This is a genomic window from Vibrio sp. 1-1(7) (genome assembly GCF_013048485.1).
Classification (GTDB): Bacteria; Pseudomonadota; Gammaproteobacteria; order Enterobacterales; family Vibrionaceae; genus Vibrio; species Vibrio fujianensis.
This window is the reverse complement of sequence record NZ_VHSP01000002.1, coordinates 208,708-227,346: the sequence shown is the minus strand read 5'-3', so window position 1 is coordinate 227,346 and position 18,639 is coordinate 208,708. Positions and strand designations below refer to the sequence as shown.

The following is an 18,639-nucleotide window of genomic DNA, read 5'->3' as shown; positions in this document are numbered from 1 at the left end:
CATATTTCGAGAATCTGCTCAAAATGAAGTGTGTACAGTTATAAAATATACAAAATCAGTGACCTAGTTGTTTGATTTTGTATACTGTTGTGCTTTGAAACTGAGATATTTTAGGATGAGTCAGCATGTTGCTATGCTGTCAAAAGTTTGTCTTCCGCCACGAAACAGTGGCTATATGAATTGTTGCAGGGACCTAATGATCAAATATCACCTCTCAGCGCTACTGCTTGCGCTAAGCCCTTTTTGGGTATCTGCATCAGTGTCCGCAGAAGAAATTACACAGGTAGATCCTGTGGCGGCCATTGATGGAAAAATAAGCATTAAACAAAATGAAATTGAGACGATAGCCTCAGAATTTGAAACCGAAGGAGCCAAGCTTCAACAATTAAAAAATGAACAAGCACGCTTACAACGCGAGAACGAAGAACTTCAAGCCAAACAAAATCGTGCCAAATCGGCTTTGGACAAACAATATAATCGCCTTCTTGAAGATCCAGACACGGATTTAGTCTCTTTTCAGCAACGCTACCAACAAGCTTGGGCTGATGTGAAACAAAATCAATCTGAACAATTGTTGAATCAACAAGCGATCACTGAAAGTGATATGCGTCTCTCACAAATGAAACAAAAGCATGCTCGGTTAAAAACTGAATTTACTAACTTACAAGAAAGTAAAATCGAAGCTCGCGTCAAACGCTTAAGTGCCGAGTTACGTGAGAGTAAAGTGTTGGAAAGTAGCTTTCGTACCACCTGTTCAACCAGTATGACGCTAGGTGAATGTGCCAATCAAGGGCAACACCTCACTCGTCAAAAAGCGGTTAATACTTTCCGTGAACAATTACTCGACCAGTTGACAGAGTCAGTCATCGCCAAACAAAACCTTCGCGGTGTAGAACTCAATATCCACGTCCAAGAAAGCCAAATCATCCGTAGTGGCTTTGAAGGCAATAATGAATACTTCACGCAATTACAGGCCCAATTACAAGCCAAACCTGATGCCGTTGCAGCATGTAAACTGCTCAATGTCTCTAGTCGTTACTGTTTAAAAGGTTCAGCAGATACAAAAAATAGCAAAACGGATAATAAACAGTGGGCTAATGTCAAAGTACGCTCGGATCAATACAATGACATTGTCACGATTAATGGCATTCAATACGGTAGTACACCGGTTGAAATTGTCTTACCTGCAGGGAGACATCAAGTCACCGTGGCTAAAGATGGCTTTGAAACTTATAACCGTGTGGTCACGATTAATGGAAACGATACAATTTGGGTAAAATTACGCCCAAATAAAAATGAGTAGTTACCCCACGTGAGGTGATTTTCTGGTCTGATTTCACAAAGCTGTCGTTAAAACGCCGTTTGGATCTTAAGTTATTGAAAGATGACTTCTGACAAAGCGGCGTTTTCGTTTAGAATAGAGACAACCATTTTCAAAATTTTAACTGAAGTAGGCAACATGCGATTAGGTTTATCCGCTCTGTTATTCGCTCTCTCATCTTGTTTAGTGACAACATCAACTCAGGCTGAAAACGCATCACCCTCTGTTATGGCCATTGATGACACACTATTTAGCCACCAAACACAATGGCAAGAGGCGCAAAAAGCCACCCAAGCTCAGCACATAAAAGTTCATAATCAACAAGCAGAGCTCGATCGCCTAATCGAGATAGCGAAACAATTGAATACTCAGCTACAAAGCGCTAAGGCTCATCTTGAGCATGATTATCTTAAAATGATTGATGAGCCAGAGCTAGATATAACGCCCTCTCAAAATGCCTATCAGGCAGCATGGGCTGAGGTTAAGCAGAACCAACAACAACGCTTAGCGGCAGAACAAACATTACAAGAACAGCAAGCACAGTTAACACAACTGCAAACCTCTCAAGAGGCGCTAGCACAAAAAATCAAACACTTTGAACAAGATAAACTACGGGCTCGTAGTGAACGACTACGAACCGAGCTGAAACGAGCCAGCGTACAGAAAGTCAGTTTTACTAATGTTTGTAGCGCTTCAATGACACTTCAGCAGTGCAATCAACAAACATTAGAACTGGCTCAGCAGAAGGCCGTTAAGCAATTTCAAGCTTGGTTAATTAATGAAACGACTGAATCTTCATTGGTAAAACAACATCTTGCCAATATCTCACTCAATATTCATTTATTAAGTCACAAGATAGTAGAGTCTGGCTTTTATAGCGGTAATAAATTTAAAACGGTGATAGAAGCACAGTTAGAAGCCAGACCCACCACCACCGCCCCTTGCTCTTTACTCAATATTCATAATCAATACTGCTTTGCTGCTGGTGAAGATCAACAAAATACTCAACAACAGGAGGTCGCTTGGATCAGTTTGGTGATACGTTCTAATCAATATCATGACAACGTCTCCATTGATGGCGTTCGCTACGGAAGCACGCCTATCGAAGTGATGCTACCTGCGGGTAAACATTTAGTGGTTATAGAAAAAGAGGGATACCGAACATTCCGTCAAGAAATCGATATATCATCCGATCATACGTTACGTGCCATGTTACATGAGCAAGAAAATGAACTAAAAGCGGGTGATAAATTTGCAGATACACTCAAAAATAATCAACAAGCGCCAGAAATGATAACTCTCGTCGCAGGGCAATACTTACTCGGTGAGAATATTGCTCGCCAAATTCACCTTGATCATGCTTTCGCATTAAGTGCAACTCCTGTCACGGTCGAGCAGTTCAAAAGCTTCACTCAGCAAACCGGTTATCAAACCGATGCGGAATTACAAAATATTTGCTTAGCCGTCAACGAAACAGCAGTCGCTCCGATTTCTGGTAGTCACTGGCAGAAACCGGGCTTTTCTCAAACCGCTCAATCTCCAGTGGTGTGTATCAGTCAGAATGATGCTAACGCTTATACTCGCTGGCTATCCCAACAAACTGGATTTAAGTATCGCCTTCCTACTGAGGATGAGTGGGAAGTTGCAGCGAGAGCTGGGAGTAAGATGGATTACTGGTGGGGAAATCACTTTAGTGCAGGCCAAGCCAATACCGGCTGGGCTGGGACTCCATGGTCAAATAAAAGTACCTCCCCCGTTCGCGCTTTTGCCGCAAATCCGCTCGGTTTCTACGATATGGTAGGCAATGTGTGGCAATGGACAAATGACCCACGAGGCGTCGTCAAAGGGGGAGCGTGGAGCTTTTCTCCAGATATGGCGAAAGCATATAGTCAGTTGTTTGTTGCCCCATCTGCGGCGGCCAACTACGTAGGTTTCCGTATACTTCGCGAATTATAGTTTTTCATAAGCCGGCTAGGGTCCATACCCTAGCCGGCTATGGTTAAGATGCCAGCGGTTAAGGTGCCAGCCGTTCGATCAACCAATCGCTCTCCTGTTGACTATAAAGAAAACGATCATGCAATCGATGCTCTCCCCCCTGCCAAAATTCGATACTGTGAGGGCGGACACGAAATCCCCCCCAAAAACTGGGAACGGGTATTTCTCCTTTCGCAAACTTTTGTTTTAACTCAAGATACTTCCCCTCCAATACGCCTCGAGCAGAAAGACGACTACTCTGTCGACTGGCGATCGCAGCAAGTTGACTTTCCTTTGGCCGAGAGGTGAAATATTTCATATTTTCAAATGCTGTCAATTTTTCGGCATAGCCAGTGATGTGGACTTGTCGCTCGATGGGATGCCAAGGAAAATGAAGGCTTACTTGGTTATTCTGCTGAATATGCAATGCCTTACGACTGGCTAAATTGGTATAAAATACAAACCCTTGCTTATCAACATTTTTCAGCAATACAATTCGCTGAAATGGCTGCCCTTTTTCGTCGACCGTGGCTACTGTCATCGCCGTTGGGTCGGTTAATTGCGCATTAATCGCTTGTTCAAGCCAAAGATTAAATTGGTCAATCGGATCAACCAATAAGTCTTTTCTCCGTAAACCGCCTCGTGTGTATTCACGACGAATATCTGAAAGATCCATTGTTACTCCTTATTTTTCTGCCGATTGTGCGCCGTTAAAGAGCAGATCTCAAGTCGGTAGGAGAAACTCCATCACATAAAGTCTGGTTATCGAATCCTGTTCCTCTAACTAATATCATCATATCCCGATATCTTCTTCATCAAACTTGGAGGAGAGTTGAATTTCATACTGATTAAATGACACGATGGATGGGCCATGAGATCGTTTCGTGGTGACTTTTTCATCACCGAATTGTAGTGTTACGTGGGTAAAAATCTTGCCTTTTGCTTCGATCGTGTTGAGTTCCAACATCTGTTCAAACTCATCATTAAGTAGCTCAACAGCTTCTTTGACTTTTTCCATATGCGCACTGGCTTGATATTTTTGTTGATCAATCTCGCTTAATTCTTCTTCGCTTCGTTCAGCCTTTGGCCGTTTTTTAAATTCTAATTCTCGGCGAATAATATCCATTGTTCTTTCTTGCGCTTGTTTATAATGCTCTTTATGTTTGTTTATTCTATCTTTGTACCATCCATAACGAGCAAACGCCTCCACGGTTGTTGCAGCATCACCTTCAACGCCTAAATTTAAGCAGATTACTTTGCCGCCAACTTTCGCTGTCCCACCACTTAAGGTGCCTTGCTTTTCATTTTTATCTAATACAATCAGATCATTACCACAACGAATGCTATTACTCATACTATGCACAGCGAGTTCAATATTTTCAGAGGCTTGCAGTTCAGAAAACTGGGCATAGTTAGCCCGAATACTGCCTCCCGATTTAACAATGCAGGTTTTCGGTTCATCATCAAAGACTGTATGCCCGATAATCCCTTTACCAATATCAATATCACCTTGTGCTTGTACATCGGCCGATTCAACAAAACCACCAATGGTAATTGAACCGGTTGCACGAACAATCATCCCTGGCTCAACATCACCAGAAATCACTACACTTCCTTTAAACTTCACATGTCCAGTTGCAACACTAACATGATTCAGACAAAGAGCACTTTCTACATCGACTGTTTTATTTTTAATAATTGGCATCCCCGACTGGCTCGCTAACAATAAGTTCGGATCGTCCGGTGAAATATGAGTCCCCTTACCCGCAACCAACGCGGCCTCATTCCCCGGTTTAGCTGGAATGACCTTACCTAATACGGTGTAGCCAGGTTCTCCTTGAGTTGACGGCTTACGGCGCATCACTGGGGAGTTTTCACCAATGGTGACCGTTTCCCCCAAATTGCGCATATCGACCTTTTGAGCACCTTTGATGGGCTGAGGTGCTAAAATGCGAGTGGTGACATCTTCAACCAATGGTATAAATTGTGCGTCTTGTCCTTGAACCGCCTCTTTTCCCTGAGCGACAGGTTGAGTAAAGACTTCGCCAGGCTTGAGGGTATTACTCACCATAAGCACTTTTTTTAATGCAAGTTTGTTAATCCCTTTAAGCACATAGGCTTTGGCCAGTGCATGTACCAACTCACTACCATAGAGCCCTCGACCACCGTAGGCACCAGTAACGACCATCGTCGCCAACATATCTTGCTCACTAACCACCACTTCAACGGTCGCGTTTCTTTTTTCCGCAATAACAATACCTTCACGGGCGGCTTTTTTCCCTTCTTTGACGCTATTGATAAACCGATTAACGGCTTCATCGTTTAGGTAAAACTTACCCGCTCCAATTCTTAACAGTGACTCAGTAAGACCGATAGTGCTTAGTTCTTGGTTCACGTGGGTATCACTCGATAAACGTGCGATAACCGATTTTTTATCTTCTGAGAGGGTGATGAAGTCCTTCCACATAATGCTTAACCTTACGGCGATCTTTCCATTTATTACACAGTGTATAAAAAATCGAGAGTGAGCTAAATCATTCAATATGAAGAGTAAGGCTCATATCAAGATATTTATTTAAATCAGAGCTATTTGGATGCGATACCCAGACGACTTGAAGTTGCCGGTAGGCGGCAAGTGAGTGACAAATTTGTCTGGAAAAAATTTGTTAAGCCATGACCTCAATTCACAGCGTCTTGTTTATCTATTAATAAAATGGGCAATATCAGGGAAAATCGGTGGTGTATCGAATCGATAAACCGCATGCAGCGTTTGACCGGCATGAAGATAATGAAGTGACTCACATAATTGAGCAGCAAATAGAAAGTCATTATCCATAATTGTTGGGTATTCAGAGAGTTGCTCGACTTGCCCGCTATGAGTTAAATAAAATTCAATGGATTGATTTTGAGGTTGATAATTCACCTCACAAGTCACGTAATCCCCCTCTGTGAGAGCTTGAAGCCCTATGTCTCGTAGCTGATGATAACGACTAAAGCCTTCAGGATCCTCTTTCAGTGACATAGGTAACCGTAATAACCTTTGTTCAATCATATGGGAAAAAAGCTCAGATAAAATTTCACAAAGAAAATCCAAATGGTAACTGGTATGAATAATTCCTTTGAGGAAAACTCGAACTTCGTTCATCACAACCACTTGCTTTAAAACATAGGCTGGAAAATATAGTTCACTTTTACAAGGAATGGGGCTTAATAATGACTCGCTACTGGATGGAATTAATTTCGCGTTAATGACAGGAAAGGACAGCATTAATAACGAAATCGGTACGGGTTCCTCTTTGGAGGAGAATTGCTCAATCGCTTCATACAAACTATCCAATGTTTGATTCTCTGCCTGCTCTGTAAATAATGCTACCAAACGAGATTCACCAAACCGTTCACCTTGCTCACTGATCACATCGACAACCCCTTTAGTACAACAAAGAATTTTTTGTCCTGGCTCTAATTTAAAATGTTTAATATCACAACTAAACGAATTTTCTGCCCGCTCCCCCAAGGGATGATGAGTGGCAACTAATGATTTCACTAATTGTCCAGAAGATGAAAGAATATGCGCACTGGGTAGCCCACCTCCCCACCACGAAACCTCGAATCCATTAGAATGTATTTCAAATACATGCGCCGCGAGGTGGATCCCTTCCGGTAAAAAAGCAACGAGCTTTTGGTTTAATTCAACTACCATTTCGCTGAGAGAACAACCTTGCTCTGCCAATGAGAAAAAGGCACGCGTCACTGGTATATTCGCCATTGCGGCAGGTAACCCTTCAGCATTAGAATCGGCAATCATGGCATACACCCCACCATATAACCGTCGAGCCACTAGGATTAAATCGCCATGAAATAGTGTCGTCGGACTTGAAATCGAGTGAATACCATAGATAGGTTCTATTTGTGCGCTCATTTCATCCATTAAACGGTGAAAAATAGATTCTGCAATCGCATATTCTTTCTTTACTCGATCTTGATACCTTTGCAGTTGATCGCGCTGTTGCCTGAGTTGCTTATGCATTTGTGCAATTCTAAAATGCGCTTGTATTTTAGCTAACAAGACGGATCTTTCGACCGGTTTGGGAATGAAATCATCCCCAAATGCAAGACAACGAGAGAATGATTCTGGATCCTCTAATACGGTTAGAAATAGGATGGGAATATGGCACTTTGGAAAAGCTCGCCGAATGTCCTGAGCGGTGGTAAAACCGTCTTTTATCGGCATCATGACATCGAGTAGGATAATATCAGGTAGAGAGGTCATTTGCTGCATTGCCTGAACCACATGTTGACCATTTTCAAATAGATCAACATGTTGTGTAATGGGGGCCAGCATCATACGGCACAATTCTCGGTTTGTTGCATGATCATCAACGATCATTACTCGCATCACAACGCCTCACTTTTTCTATTGTCCATTATTCAATAATATGCGTACACTCCTGTTCAAAATATAGTTCAGTTTATTTGATGGGGCGAACCGTATTTTTCCCCATCATTGACTATTCCATTCGCTTACATTCAGTGAGTGGTCAGTGCTTTAATCAGTACTGAAGTATCCATGCGTCCCAACCCTTGTGAAGATAACGTCTGATACAGTTGAGCCGTTCTTTCTGTCATCGGTAATTGGATCCCCTGCCGCTGTGCTTCGTCGAGACAAAAACCGAGATCTTTGATCATCCAATCAATCGCAAACCCAAAGTCAAAACGATCTTCCGCCATCGTGATCGCCCGGTTTTCCATTTGCCATGAGCCTGCTGCACCATGTTTTAGACAAGAAACTAAGGTGGCAATATCTAGCCCAGCTTGCTTCGCTAGCACTAATCCTTCTGCGAGGCCATTTAGTACACCAGCAATGCAAATTTGGTTGACCATTTTTGCTCTTTGTCCTTGCCCCACTTCACCCATTAAAACAGATGAACGGCCATAAGCATCAAAAATCGGTTGAAGATCACTAAACAACGATAAATCACCACCACACATAATCGTTAGCTGGCCATTCTCAGCTCCAGCTTGCCCTCCAGAGATAGGGGCATCCATAAACTGAACACCAACCTTACCCGCCGCCATAGCCACTTCTTGTGCCAGTAGAGCTGAGGTCGTCGTGTGATCGACCAAGATCGCTCCCGGTTTCATATAAGCCAATGCACCGTACTCATGAGTGGTCATGCTGCGTACATCATCATCATTGCCCACACAGGTAAGAACAACATCCGCTTGAGCGACGCACTCAGCAACCGAATTTGCCGCTTTTCCTGCATATTGTTTCGCCCATGCTAGCGCTGTCTTTTTTGTTCGATTGAAAACCGTGACATCAAAACCCGCTTTAACGAGATGTCCAGCCATCGGATATCCCATAACACCTAAACCAATAAAACTGACTTTCATACAAACTCCTTGTTAAACCTTCACCACACTGAATCAATAAACCGTCCAATTAATGCGAACCATACAGATCATCTCACCCAACGGCAGAGGCCACTTATAGCGCAAAAGATCGACGTGATTAAATTTATGATGATGGGTGATGATAAGAAAGAATGGTGTAAACAGAAATAAAAAAGCCGAGACAAACTCGGCAATTGATATAACTATGCGATATCCGCGTTGTGATACACTTGCTGAACATCATCGCAATCATCCAGCATATCTAAAAACTTCTGGAATTTTTCTGCGTCTTCGCCACTAATAGAGGTTTGATTTTGTGGAACAAAGGTGATCTCTTCCACATCAATGGTTAGCTCTGGGAATGCATTGGTCAGGGCTGTTTTCGCTTTAAAGAATTCAGTATTCGGCGCAAAAACGGTAATCACCCCATCTTCCAATTCGATATCAGTCACATCGACGTCTTCCATCATCAATGCTTCTAAAACAGACTCTTCATCATCACCCTTGAATTGAAATACCGCCTGATGATCAAACATGTGTGCCACTACGCCCGGCGTGCCAATTTTTGCGCCTGTTTTCACAAAACATTGGCGAACATCCTGATAAGTACGGTTACCATTATCAGTTAAACAGTCAACGATCACACTCACCCCACCCGGGCCAAAACCTTCATAGCGAGCGGGTTGATAATCTTCACCGCCACCGCCACTGGCTTTATCAAGTGCTTTTTCAATAACATGTGCTGGTACTTGATCTTTTTTCGCTTTGGCAATCAAATGACGAAGCGACAAGTTCATGTCTGGATCTGCGCCACCATTTTTAGCACATACGTAAATTTCTTTACCATATTTGGAATAAACTTTAATCTTTGCGCCTTGAGTCTTGGCCATAGAGGCTTTGCGCACTTCAAAACTTCTTCCCATTGGGATGTTCTCTCTAGTTCAATTTAATGCGACGGGTAAACAAAAATGGAACATTTTTGTTTAATAATGAACGCTACGCGACACCCATTATTCGTTTATATTTATCCACTGACTGCTGAAACCATGTCTTTTCTTGCTCAGAAACCAGTTTAGAAAGCTGTTTAGTGACGACATCGGGTCCACATTTTGCCTGCTTCATCTTCCAAACTAAAAAAGAAGCTTGTTTATCTAGCTCTATTTTATTTTTCTGCTCTGCATCAAGCAGTGCAAGGTTAAAAGGCATAAGAAAATCTACAATCAGTCAAACGTGCCGCCGAATATAGCATAAAAATGTGCAAAATTCAGAAGCAAAATATTACCTTAACCCTCTAAAATCAACAAAACGACAAAAACAAAGGGTGGCTTATGCCACCCTTATCAATCTGCTCATTAGGGACTTCTAATGAAGTAGACCCAATTCCTTCGCTTCCTCAATAGTTAAGCCGCTTTCACGAATTTCTCGTAGCGTTTCAATACGCCGACGAGCTTCGGCAGACTTAAGGTGTTTCACTGGGCGTTGTGTCTCTACTTCATCCATGAAGTCCCACTTGTTTGTGATATTAGTCATTTCATCATGGTCAATTGAATTTATAGACATTGCAACCTCCGAACAAACCATGCCAGGGACAAGTAATCTGTAGCAAAAGGCTTAAATCTTGTTAAGTAAATTTAAGCTAGAGTGTGACTAAAACGAGAGTTCAAGTATCTAATCAATAAATCACTCAATTATCTTTTGCTCAACCTGAAATATAGCAGTACATTTGAGGAATTATCTTCAAAAAATAAAATCGATCAACCTCTCATTTTTAAGCTTATCACTCCGCACGCACGATCGAGAATTCAGACCAGTAGATCGAAGCAAAATCGCGTAATTCATCGCACAGAAAGAAATAAAAAAACGAGCCCTTATCGAGACTCGTCTACCTTCGCTAAAAACATGGCATTGGTTTCAAGTCATTAGATTTTGCTTACGATCTTATCCACTTAAACCAGCGATCAAAGACCAATAGCCACATCGTCCAAAGCTCGGAATACGGCGTCATCTAGATGCCCTTCATAGACTAATTTACACACTTTTCGGCGTACAGCTAAACCCGAGATCACCCGTTCGATCGATAAGTGTTTATCACAGTTTTGTTTATTATAAAGATCAATCACCTTACTCAGTGTCTCATAAGGAATGATCTCTTCATCGGCTCTTAACCAATCAAGCTTATCTATCAGCTCTAGGCACTCTTCTCGAATCGATGAAGGTGCATGCCCAGTCATTGCTGCTAAAGCCGTTATGCTGCGTTCTAGAGCCTCTGGTGAGGTATACTTAGATAAAGTAATGGTAATCTCGTCAGCATTAATCTCAACCAAATGCTTACGCTGTTTAACTCGACGTCCTAACTTTCCTCGCGGAGAAGGCGCTTTTCTCTGAATCGGTTCAAATTCGCCATCAATAATTTCTGATAACTCATCTAACCTTTGTTTGGATACCATTTCATTTCGCAGCGGGTTAGGTAGGGTTGGAGCCATATTTCGTTTACCCGCATTGGTGGTTTTAGCACGAGAATAACGTAACACCTCTTCAACATTGCATTTTATATCGACCTGATAATCGGAGAGCTTATCCTTTTCAAGCAAACTGGTTATGGTTAAATGGTACCCCCACAAGTTCACTTCAAAATGATCCTCTGTTTTATCTTTTTTAGCTAAACGTCTCAACTCTCGGATAAGATCCATCGAAAAACGTCGCCACTCAATATTACGAGCTAATTTTTGATTGAGTTCGCTAAGCAACATGACATCCGTGTGGCGGCGTGACATACGGCTACGAAAGTAAGAGTAGAGCTGAAACACCAAGGTGTGTTGTTTTAAGATTTCCGGTGGAAATAGGAAAAAGTAATCACGGGTCATTAATTCTTCAAAAAACGAAGGTTCCCAAACTAGGATATATAAATTAGGTTTGATGCGTATTTCACCATCACTTCCTTCGGTGGGCGCTTCTTCTGAAGCTGTAATGGTACGAGCGAGAAAACGAAAACGATCACTTTTAAATCCTTCAGGCATGTTCTCACTCAACCAACGTCCTGTTAGTTCATGTAATTGAAAGTCGGTAAACTCAATTCGATCAATACTATCTCGGATTGAATCTCGTGCTGGTCCACTGTCTTTTTTACCCCGCAATGACAAAATATCGGTAATGTAGAGTGGGGTTTTGTTGGGAACATATTTAGCATTGAGTTGGTAATCTTCTTGATGATGATCGTGGTACTGTACAGTTAAGGTAAACAGTGCAAAGAGCGTCATCAGATCATCGACAGTCATAATATTTTTTGATGAGCGAGTCTCGATCACAGCACGAGTTCCTGAAATCGAAACCATCGATTTTTGATAATTTTTTCGAGTACGAGGCGGTGCTAACGCTTGATCAATGATCCCAGCCCAATTGGTTGGTGAAACGACAAATTGATCCGCTTCATCTTTCATGGCTGGTGGTGTATTTAGGCCATGTTCATGCAATAAACGTTGATTAACCTGCGTTTGTGCTAATGCTTTTGAACGTTTACGTTTTTCGGTTTGCTTAACAGACTCTGTCACTAAACTGGTTGATCCAAGTACAGAAATCAATTGGTTTGGGTTAACAAAACGGTGAAGCATGGTTTTTCCTGCTAGACCCTCTTGAAAACGAACGGGAACTTGCTTAAATAAACCAATCGCCACCGCCGCTCTTAGGCGTTGTTGGATTGCAGCTCGAGTGAGTTGGCCATCTGTTGCTTCAATTAGTTCAGTGGTTGAGACTAAGCCATCTTTACTTCTAAAACCACGTAAAGAAATGAGGTTTAACAGTTCAACAATACTTTTTGTGACACCTTTAAAATGCTGATACTGTTCAATCCAATCGACCGCAGCTTCTGAAATTTCAAAAAGATGCCCATCTTTGTGGCTTCTGGGGGCATTGATCAGCAATTTTTCTTCAGCGGTCATCTTCTTTTCCGTTTTGCATTAGCCGTAATATTGCTATGGTTCCAAGAGCATAAAGAAAAAATGATCATAAATAAAGAGAAATTTATTGTTTTTAAATAACTGATCTTTTTGATTATTCTGATCAGTATTGATTAGTATGATCATATGATCTGGTCGCCGCTTTGCTTTTAAGTGGTTGTTTATAAATAATGTTTTTTTTACTGCGCCAGAAGCATGATCATGTCTGTTGCGTAACGATGATCATTGCGTCTCAGTAAGCATGATCAAAGACCACTTGAACGATGATCATCACATATTCGAATTAATGATCAATAGTAGTTAGGAACAATGATCAAGTGGGATTCACAACTTATCCACAGTCTTAAAGCATAATTCGTTTTTATTGTTGGTTTAGAATGCCCTTGCTCTTACTTTTGTATTGGAAGAATGATCAAGAGAGTGATGAATATGGGCTATTTTAAGCGATTAATACTTGAAAAGTGGTTCAAATAACACTTTACACAGCAATATGCTTTTTTAAGATTGTTGCTAAGGTTAACGAAAGCATGATCATGGTTATTATTGTGCTTTTCTATCTTTAACAAGGCATTTTGTGCCGTTTTATATCCGATTGATGCTAAACAGCAAGCCTGATTACAATTGACATCTACCGTAAATTATCTTGTTTTTATCATGCTTCCGGGAGATCTATACTACTTGATCATTTTTCCGTGCAGCAATGATCTTTTTTACGTTGATTGCGTTACCCGATTCGATCCATTTATCCCTTGATCATTGTTCCATTGACTCTTTTTTCTACGGAAACATGATCATGACGATTCCCTTGATCATCGTTCCATACTTAGAATCAGCCCATCTTCTGGGTACTAACAACTGTCTAAGGGTAAGTATTCCTTACTGGGAGGATAAAAAAGCCCATTTCTGTCCATAACAGCTTAAAAATCGAGCTTTTAATGGCTTTATCAGCTGATATGGATTGATTCTATTCAATTGAAAATACATTAGCCGTAGTTTATTGATTGGAACTAATCGTTCCGATGGATTGATCTTATACATCGAGTGGTATTGATTCACTTTTCTCTTCCTTATTTATTCAGTTTACATTGTAAATGTGTGACAGTGTGACATTTTCATTTGATCTCATAATGAGTATTAATCTGCACAATTTTTTAAAAATAAAAACTCAGCATTATGTTAATAATAGGTCAATTGATGCTTGTTTTTCTATTTATTGTGATTGACCTATGAAAGTGAATGTTCACCTTTTTATTGTTTATAATAAAATTTGCTGTACAATTGGATGGATGGGAATCAGTTATGGAAATGACTATGAAAAGAGAACAAACAATAGAGAATCTCTATCGGCTGGCTGAGCAGACTCAGCAGGTTCAAGCCGATCGAATCGAGATTGTATTAGAAGAGCGTCGTGATGAACATTTTCCACCGATGTCGAAAGCGTTAATGGAAACACGTTCAGGGTTGACGCGACGAAAACTTGATGAGGCGATCGCTAAACTAGAGGCTTCTGGCCATCAGTTTACAAAAAATAATGCTAATCACTACTCTATTTCTCTTGCTGAAGCCCATATGCTTATGGATGCGGCGGGTGTGTTGAAATTCCATCAACGCAAAAAGAATACAGAGAATAAGCCTTGGATTATTAATGTGCAAAACCAAAAAGGTGGAACCGGCAAATCAATGACGGCGGTGCATTTGGCGGCTTGTTTAGCACTAAATTTAGATAAGCGATATCGAATTTGCTTAATTGATTTGGATCCTCAAGGCTCTTTACGTTTGTTTTTAAATCCACAAATCAGCTTGGCAGAACACAGCAATATTTATTCAGCGGTTGATATTATGTTGGATAATTTTCCAGAAGGCACCGAGATTGATAAGTCATTTTTACAAAAAAATGTCTTATTACCGACTCAATACCCTAACCTGAAAACTATTTCAGCATTTCCGGAAGACGCCATGTTCAATGCTGAAGCTTGGCAATATTTGTCACAGAATCAATCCTTGGATATTGTTCGTTTATTAAAAGAAAAGTTGATCGATAAAATTGCAGATGAATTTGACATTATCATGATTGATACTGGGCCACACGTTGATCCTTTGGTGTGGAATGCGATGTATGCTTCAAATGCGCTGTTGATTCCTTGTGCCGCCAAACGTTTGGATTGGGCTTCCACAGTCAACTTCTTTCAACATCTACCAACGGTTTATGAAATGTTTCCCGACGATTGGAAAGGGTTGGAGTTTGTCCGTCTGATGCCAACGATGTTTGAAGATGATAATAAAAAGCAGGTCTCTGTTTTAACAGAAATGAATTATTTACTTGGTGATCAAGTCATGATGGCAACGATTCCGCGTAGCCGTGCTTTTGAAACCTGTGCCGATACTTATAGTACGGTTTTTGATCTAACCACCAGTGATTTTGAGGGGGGCAAAAAGACGTTGGCTACCGCTCAGGATGCGGTACAAAAAAGTGCCTTAGAATTAGAGCGTGTACTGCATACACATTGGACTTCATTGAATCAGGGGTAAATGATAAATGGCAATAAAAACGTCTGAGTTGAATGCGAAGTTATTTGGAAAAGCAGATAAGCGGCGAGCTTCAACACCTCAAGAAGCACAGGCTGCTGCGAAAGCTCAAGCACAAGTGATAGAGTTGGCTGTTGCTGGTGAAGATCTAGTCACTTTTGAATTGATTCGAATTCCGGCCAATAAAATAGAACAAAGCACGGTCGTTTTTGCTCAAAATGCTCGTGAACAGTCGTTTCTTAATGAGCATGCATTAGCTGATATTCTCAATTCGCTACGAGAGCGTGGTCAACAGTTTCCAGCGGTGGGCCGTCGTAAAGATGATGGCAAAATTGAAATTTTAGATGGTAGTCGCCGTCGCAAGTCATGTATTCTCGCTCAACAAGATTTTTTAGTCTATGTTGCTGATAATATTAATACGGAGCATGCAAAATTTCTTTCGGATGTGGCCAATGCGCATAAACCACTTTCATTATATGAGAAAGGAAAAGAGATGCAGGCACAGCTTGACAGCGGTGCTGCGGAAGATCAAAAAGCATTAGCAAAAATGTTTCAATGTAGTGAAGCTTTGGTGAGTGGTGCTTTAAAAGCCGCTTCATTACCGCTTGCTCTGTTACAGGCTTATCCCAATGTCGTTGAGCTTGGGCGACCAACTATTGTGAAATTACACAAACAGTTTAATGAGTTAACTGAAGCACAACAAGCGGAGCTTTTGGCTAAATGCCAGCAACATGATGGGTTTGTTTGGCAGCATTGCCAGTCTCAAGGTGTCGCTCGTATAACTAAAGAGGTCACGGAGACGATAGAAGAATGGATTCAATCTTTAATTCCACCTAAAAAAGCAGTCAGTAATAAGGTCGAATTGGTCAAAGGTCGAGTTCATTATACGCGGAAAGGAAATCAATTAACGATGAATTTGCAGAAAGTCGATGATCGTTCGATGCAAGAAATTCTTGATTTTATACAACAAAAACTAAGTTAGTTTGCTTAAAGTAGCCCGCCAAAGCGGGCTACTTTAGTTTGATACAGCCCCTTGCGTATTACTGATTATGCAAGCGTTGCCAATATTTGTCGTAGAGAGCTAAAGCTGCTGGCCCGGCATCGTTAATAAACTCCCTTTTTTATCACTTCCTCTGTTGGATAAATATCCCCTTCCTGATTACGTTGCTGAAGCATAACCTAAGCTATTAACGACCTCCGCTTGGTTTTTAGCTTCAAACATAAAATTGATCAATTTATTCGCTAAGGCTTTATTTTTACTACCCCTCCATTTTTTACTCGCAGACGAGGGAATGTGGGTGGTGAATGATGCTTGTGCTACCATTATGGCTTCTGTTCTATGATCTGATTTTTTATGGTTGATTTAACGATACAGTTTGGTGAATACATCAAACAACTGAAATCCTCTGCATGTTCGAGCTACTGTCGCCTCGGCTTATATTTTCAAGCAGAAGCGGAATGGAGTCGCACAATGCTCAAACAAGGAGTCAGCCAGCTTGAGAATCCAATGATTTTCCAACTGGGCGGGCTAGCTCTTTTTCCCGATTTAGGCCAAAGCGTTGCTTATAATCAAGGGCAACGCTTGCTTGGGCAAGAATGTGATGTGCTTGTTTGTGACTGTTCTAGTGGATGGGATGCCAATAGTTTTAGCGCCGCATTGGGTACTTTGATTGGCGGGGGCTTACTATTTATTTTTGGCCATGATGAATCAGTCTTTCGTGCTGATAAACGTTGGTTAACTCGTGCGTTACAGCAACTTTTGGTCATCAATAAACAAAATTGGCCAGCTATTCCCACCAGGGATTCGGTGGATCAGCGACATGATTTTACTCAGCAAAATATGGCAGTTGAGCAGATTATTCGAGTCGTAGAAGGGCATCGAAAACGTCCCTTAGTCTTAACTGCGGATCGCGGTCGGGGAAAAAGCAGTGCTTTAGGTATCGCTGTTGCTCGCTTAATGTTATCTCGCTCTCTTTCTATTATTGTCACTGCACCTACCCTTGCGGCTATTGCTCCGGTATTTGATTTTGCGCAGCGTTTATTACCATCAGGACAACATTCAAAAGGTGTCCTGCATTATCAAACATCGGTGCTTCGCTATTTGCCACCCGATGAGATACAGCGTCATCGACCTTCATGTGATCTATTATTGGTCGATGAGGCCGCAGCGTTACCTCTTTCTTTTCTTCAATTATTTGTTGAACAGTATCCTCGAGCTGTTTTCTCGACCACCATTCATGGTTATGAAGGATGTGGGCGTGGTTTCACACTTAAATTTCAACATTGGCTAAAACAAGTTCGTCCGCAGATGCGTCATGTTCATTTAGAGCAACCTATTCGCTGGGCAGCGGACGATCCTTTAGAAGCTTGGCATCGGAAAACCTTTCTGCTTGATAATGAGTTCGAATTTGAACTGACGCATGATGATTCTGAGCCAGTGTTTTATCATGCCGTGACAAAACAAGAGTTGTTGGATCAACCTGATGTATTAAATGCGGTATTTTCTTTATTGGTGAATGCACATTATCAAACCTCCCCTAATGATTTATTTCACCTTTTAGCGGATGACCATATTCAGCTTTTCATTGCCCGTAATCAACGTCATTACTTAGGTTGTCTTTTAGCTATACGGGAAGGACAACTTGATCATAAATTGATTGAACAGATTCAACTAGGAAAGCGTCGTCCTAAAGGACATTTAGCGGCGATAACGATCGCAAATCAGTTAGGTATTTCTCAGGCGGCTCATCAGTCATGTTGGCGAGTGATGCGTATCGCTGTACATCCAGCGAGGCAAAAGCAAGGCTTAGGCAGTGCTTTATTACGTCATTTTATCGAGGTTAATCCTTGTGACTATATTGCTACGAGTTTTGGAGCTACTGCTGAATTGATTTATTTTTGGCAACAGAATCAATTTTATCCGATTAAAATAGGTTCTCATCGTGATCAAGCCAGTGGCTGCTATTCATTGTTGATGGTTTATAGTCAACAGGTTGATTGGCTCGATGAGGCAAGAAAACAATTTATTCTATACCTTCAGTATGCGCTTAAAGATACGTTGCACGCATTAGAGCCAGAATTGGTTCGTGCGTTACTGAACACCGTTATGTTATCTAACCATGAAAAGATCGCTAATACTTCGCTGCAGGCTCTTATTCATCGTTATTCTCTAGGGGGAGCTAATTATGAGAGTGTGGCGGTTTGGATAGAACAATGGCTGTTGGATATTTTTCATCTTGTTCAGGTTTCTGATTTATTGATCGTTAAAGTATTACAGCAGCATTCATGGCAGTCTTGTGCGCTTCGCTATGGTTATACTGGCCGAAAGCAAATAGAGTATGTACTACGTCAACAACTGAATGATTTAATCGCCGATTTACACTGTAAACTCAAATGATCAACCATAGCGCTATTTACAGTGTAAATTGGCATTGTTTTATTTAACTGATAGTCATAATGATGTTGTAAAGG

Annotated in this window: 13 protein-coding genes and 1 pseudogene; 5 read left to right on the top strand and 9 right to left on the bottom strand. The window is 41.3% G+C overall.

Going from position 1 to position 18,639, the window contains the following annotated elements; genetic code table 11:
* The first annotated feature begins 196 nt into the window (after window positions 1–196).
* Together FKN05_RS09090 and FKN05_RS09085 are read left to right on the top strand one after the other, a co-directional pair.
* Window positions 197–1,303 (top strand): PEGA domain-containing protein, encoded by a 1,107-nt coding sequence (locus FKN05_RS09090; protein WP_170887355.1) that lies wholly within the window; start codon window positions 197–199, stop codon window positions 1,301–1,303.
* A 156-nt stretch (window positions 1,304–1,459) separates the two neighbouring features.
* Window positions 1,460–3,277: an SUMF1/EgtB/PvdO family nonheme iron enzyme gene (locus FKN05_RS09085; protein ID WP_170887354.1), complete on the top strand. Its 1,818-nt coding sequence runs from the start codon at window positions 1,460–1,462 to the stop codon at window positions 3,275–3,277.
* Window positions 3,278–3,335: 58 nt separating this feature from the next.
* Here the strand turns inward: FKN05_RS09085 and pdxH are convergent, their stop codons facing one another.
* From pdxH to FKN05_RS09045, 8 genes are all read right to left on the bottom strand, one after another.
* Complete coding sequence (gene pdxH / locus FKN05_RS09080) at window positions 3,336–3,971, bottom strand: pyridoxamine 5'-phosphate oxidase (RefSeq protein WP_099610973.1); 636 nt, start codon at window positions 3,969–3,971, stop codon at window positions 3,336–3,338.
* Between the two features lie 117 nt (window positions 3,972–4,088).
* Window positions 4,089–5,762 (bottom strand): flagellar assembly protein A, encoded by a 1,674-nt coding sequence (locus tag FKN05_RS09075; protein ID WP_161433719.1) that lies wholly within the window; start codon window positions 5,760–5,762, stop codon window positions 4,089–4,091.
* 231 nt (window positions 5,763–5,993) lie between these two features.
* Window positions 5,994–7,691, bottom strand: coding sequence for a SpoIIE family protein phosphatase (locus tag FKN05_RS09070; protein WP_170887353.1), 1,698 nt, complete (start codon window positions 7,689–7,691; stop codon window positions 5,994–5,996).
* Window positions 7,692–7,822: 131 nt separating this feature from the next.
* Window positions 7,823–8,689, bottom strand: a complete 867-nt coding sequence (locus FKN05_RS09065) for an NAD(P)-dependent oxidoreductase (protein ID WP_170887352.1) — start codon at window positions 8,687–8,689, stop codon at window positions 7,823–7,825.
* A gap of 203 nt (window positions 8,690–8,892) precedes the next feature.
* A complete protein-coding gene (locus FKN05_RS09060; protein WP_170887351.1) occupies window positions 8,893–9,612 on the bottom strand; it encodes a YebC/PmpR family DNA-binding transcriptional regulator in 720 nt (239 codons plus the stop codon).
* Window positions 9,613–9,685: 73 nt separating this feature from the next.
* Window positions 9,686–9,895, bottom strand: a complete 210-nt coding sequence (locus tag FKN05_RS09055; protein ID WP_099610968.1) for a DUF3283 family protein — start codon at window positions 9,893–9,895, stop codon at window positions 9,686–9,688.
* Between the two features lie 156 nt (window positions 9,896–10,051).
* On the bottom strand, window positions 10,052–10,249 hold the full coding sequence (locus tag FKN05_RS09050) for a PA3496 family putative envelope integrity protein (protein WP_099610967.1): 198 nt from the start codon (window positions 10,247–10,249) through the stop codon (window positions 10,052–10,054).
* A 398-nt stretch (window positions 10,250–10,647) separates the two neighbouring features.
* A complete protein-coding gene (locus FKN05_RS09045; protein WP_099610966.1) occupies window positions 10,648–12,624 on the bottom strand; it encodes a replication initiator protein RctB domain-containing protein in 1,977 nt (658 codons plus the stop codon).
* A 1,329-nt stretch (window positions 12,625–13,953) separates the two neighbouring features.
* On the opposite strand from FKN05_RS09045, the gene FKN05_RS09040 reads away from it, so the two are divergent.
* Together FKN05_RS09040 and FKN05_RS09035 are read left to right on the top strand one after the other, a co-directional pair.
* Window positions 13,954–15,171, top strand: coding sequence for a ParA family protein (locus FKN05_RS09040; RefSeq protein WP_170887350.1), 1,218 nt, complete (start codon window positions 13,954–13,956; stop codon window positions 15,169–15,171).
* 7 nt (window positions 15,172–15,178) lie between these two features.
* A complete protein-coding gene (locus FKN05_RS09035; RefSeq protein WP_161434049.1) occupies window positions 15,179–16,150 on the top strand; it encodes a ParB/RepB/Spo0J family partition protein in 972 nt (323 codons plus the stop codon).
* 58 nt (window positions 16,151–16,208) lie between these two features.
* On the opposite strand, the pseudogene potD reads toward FKN05_RS09035, so the two are convergent.
* Window positions 16,209–16,432 (bottom strand): annotated as a pseudogene (gene potD / locus FKN05_RS16820) (spermidine/putrescine ABC transporter substrate-binding protein PotD); the annotation flags it as partial.
* A 90-nt stretch (window positions 16,433–16,522) separates the two neighbouring features.
* Between potD and FKN05_RS09030 the strand changes: the two are divergent.
* Window positions 16,523–18,565 (top strand): GNAT family N-acetyltransferase, encoded by a 2,043-nt coding sequence (locus FKN05_RS09030; protein ID WP_170887349.1) that lies wholly within the window; start codon window positions 16,523–16,525, stop codon window positions 18,563–18,565.
* Window positions 18,566–18,639: the final 74 nt, after the last annotated feature.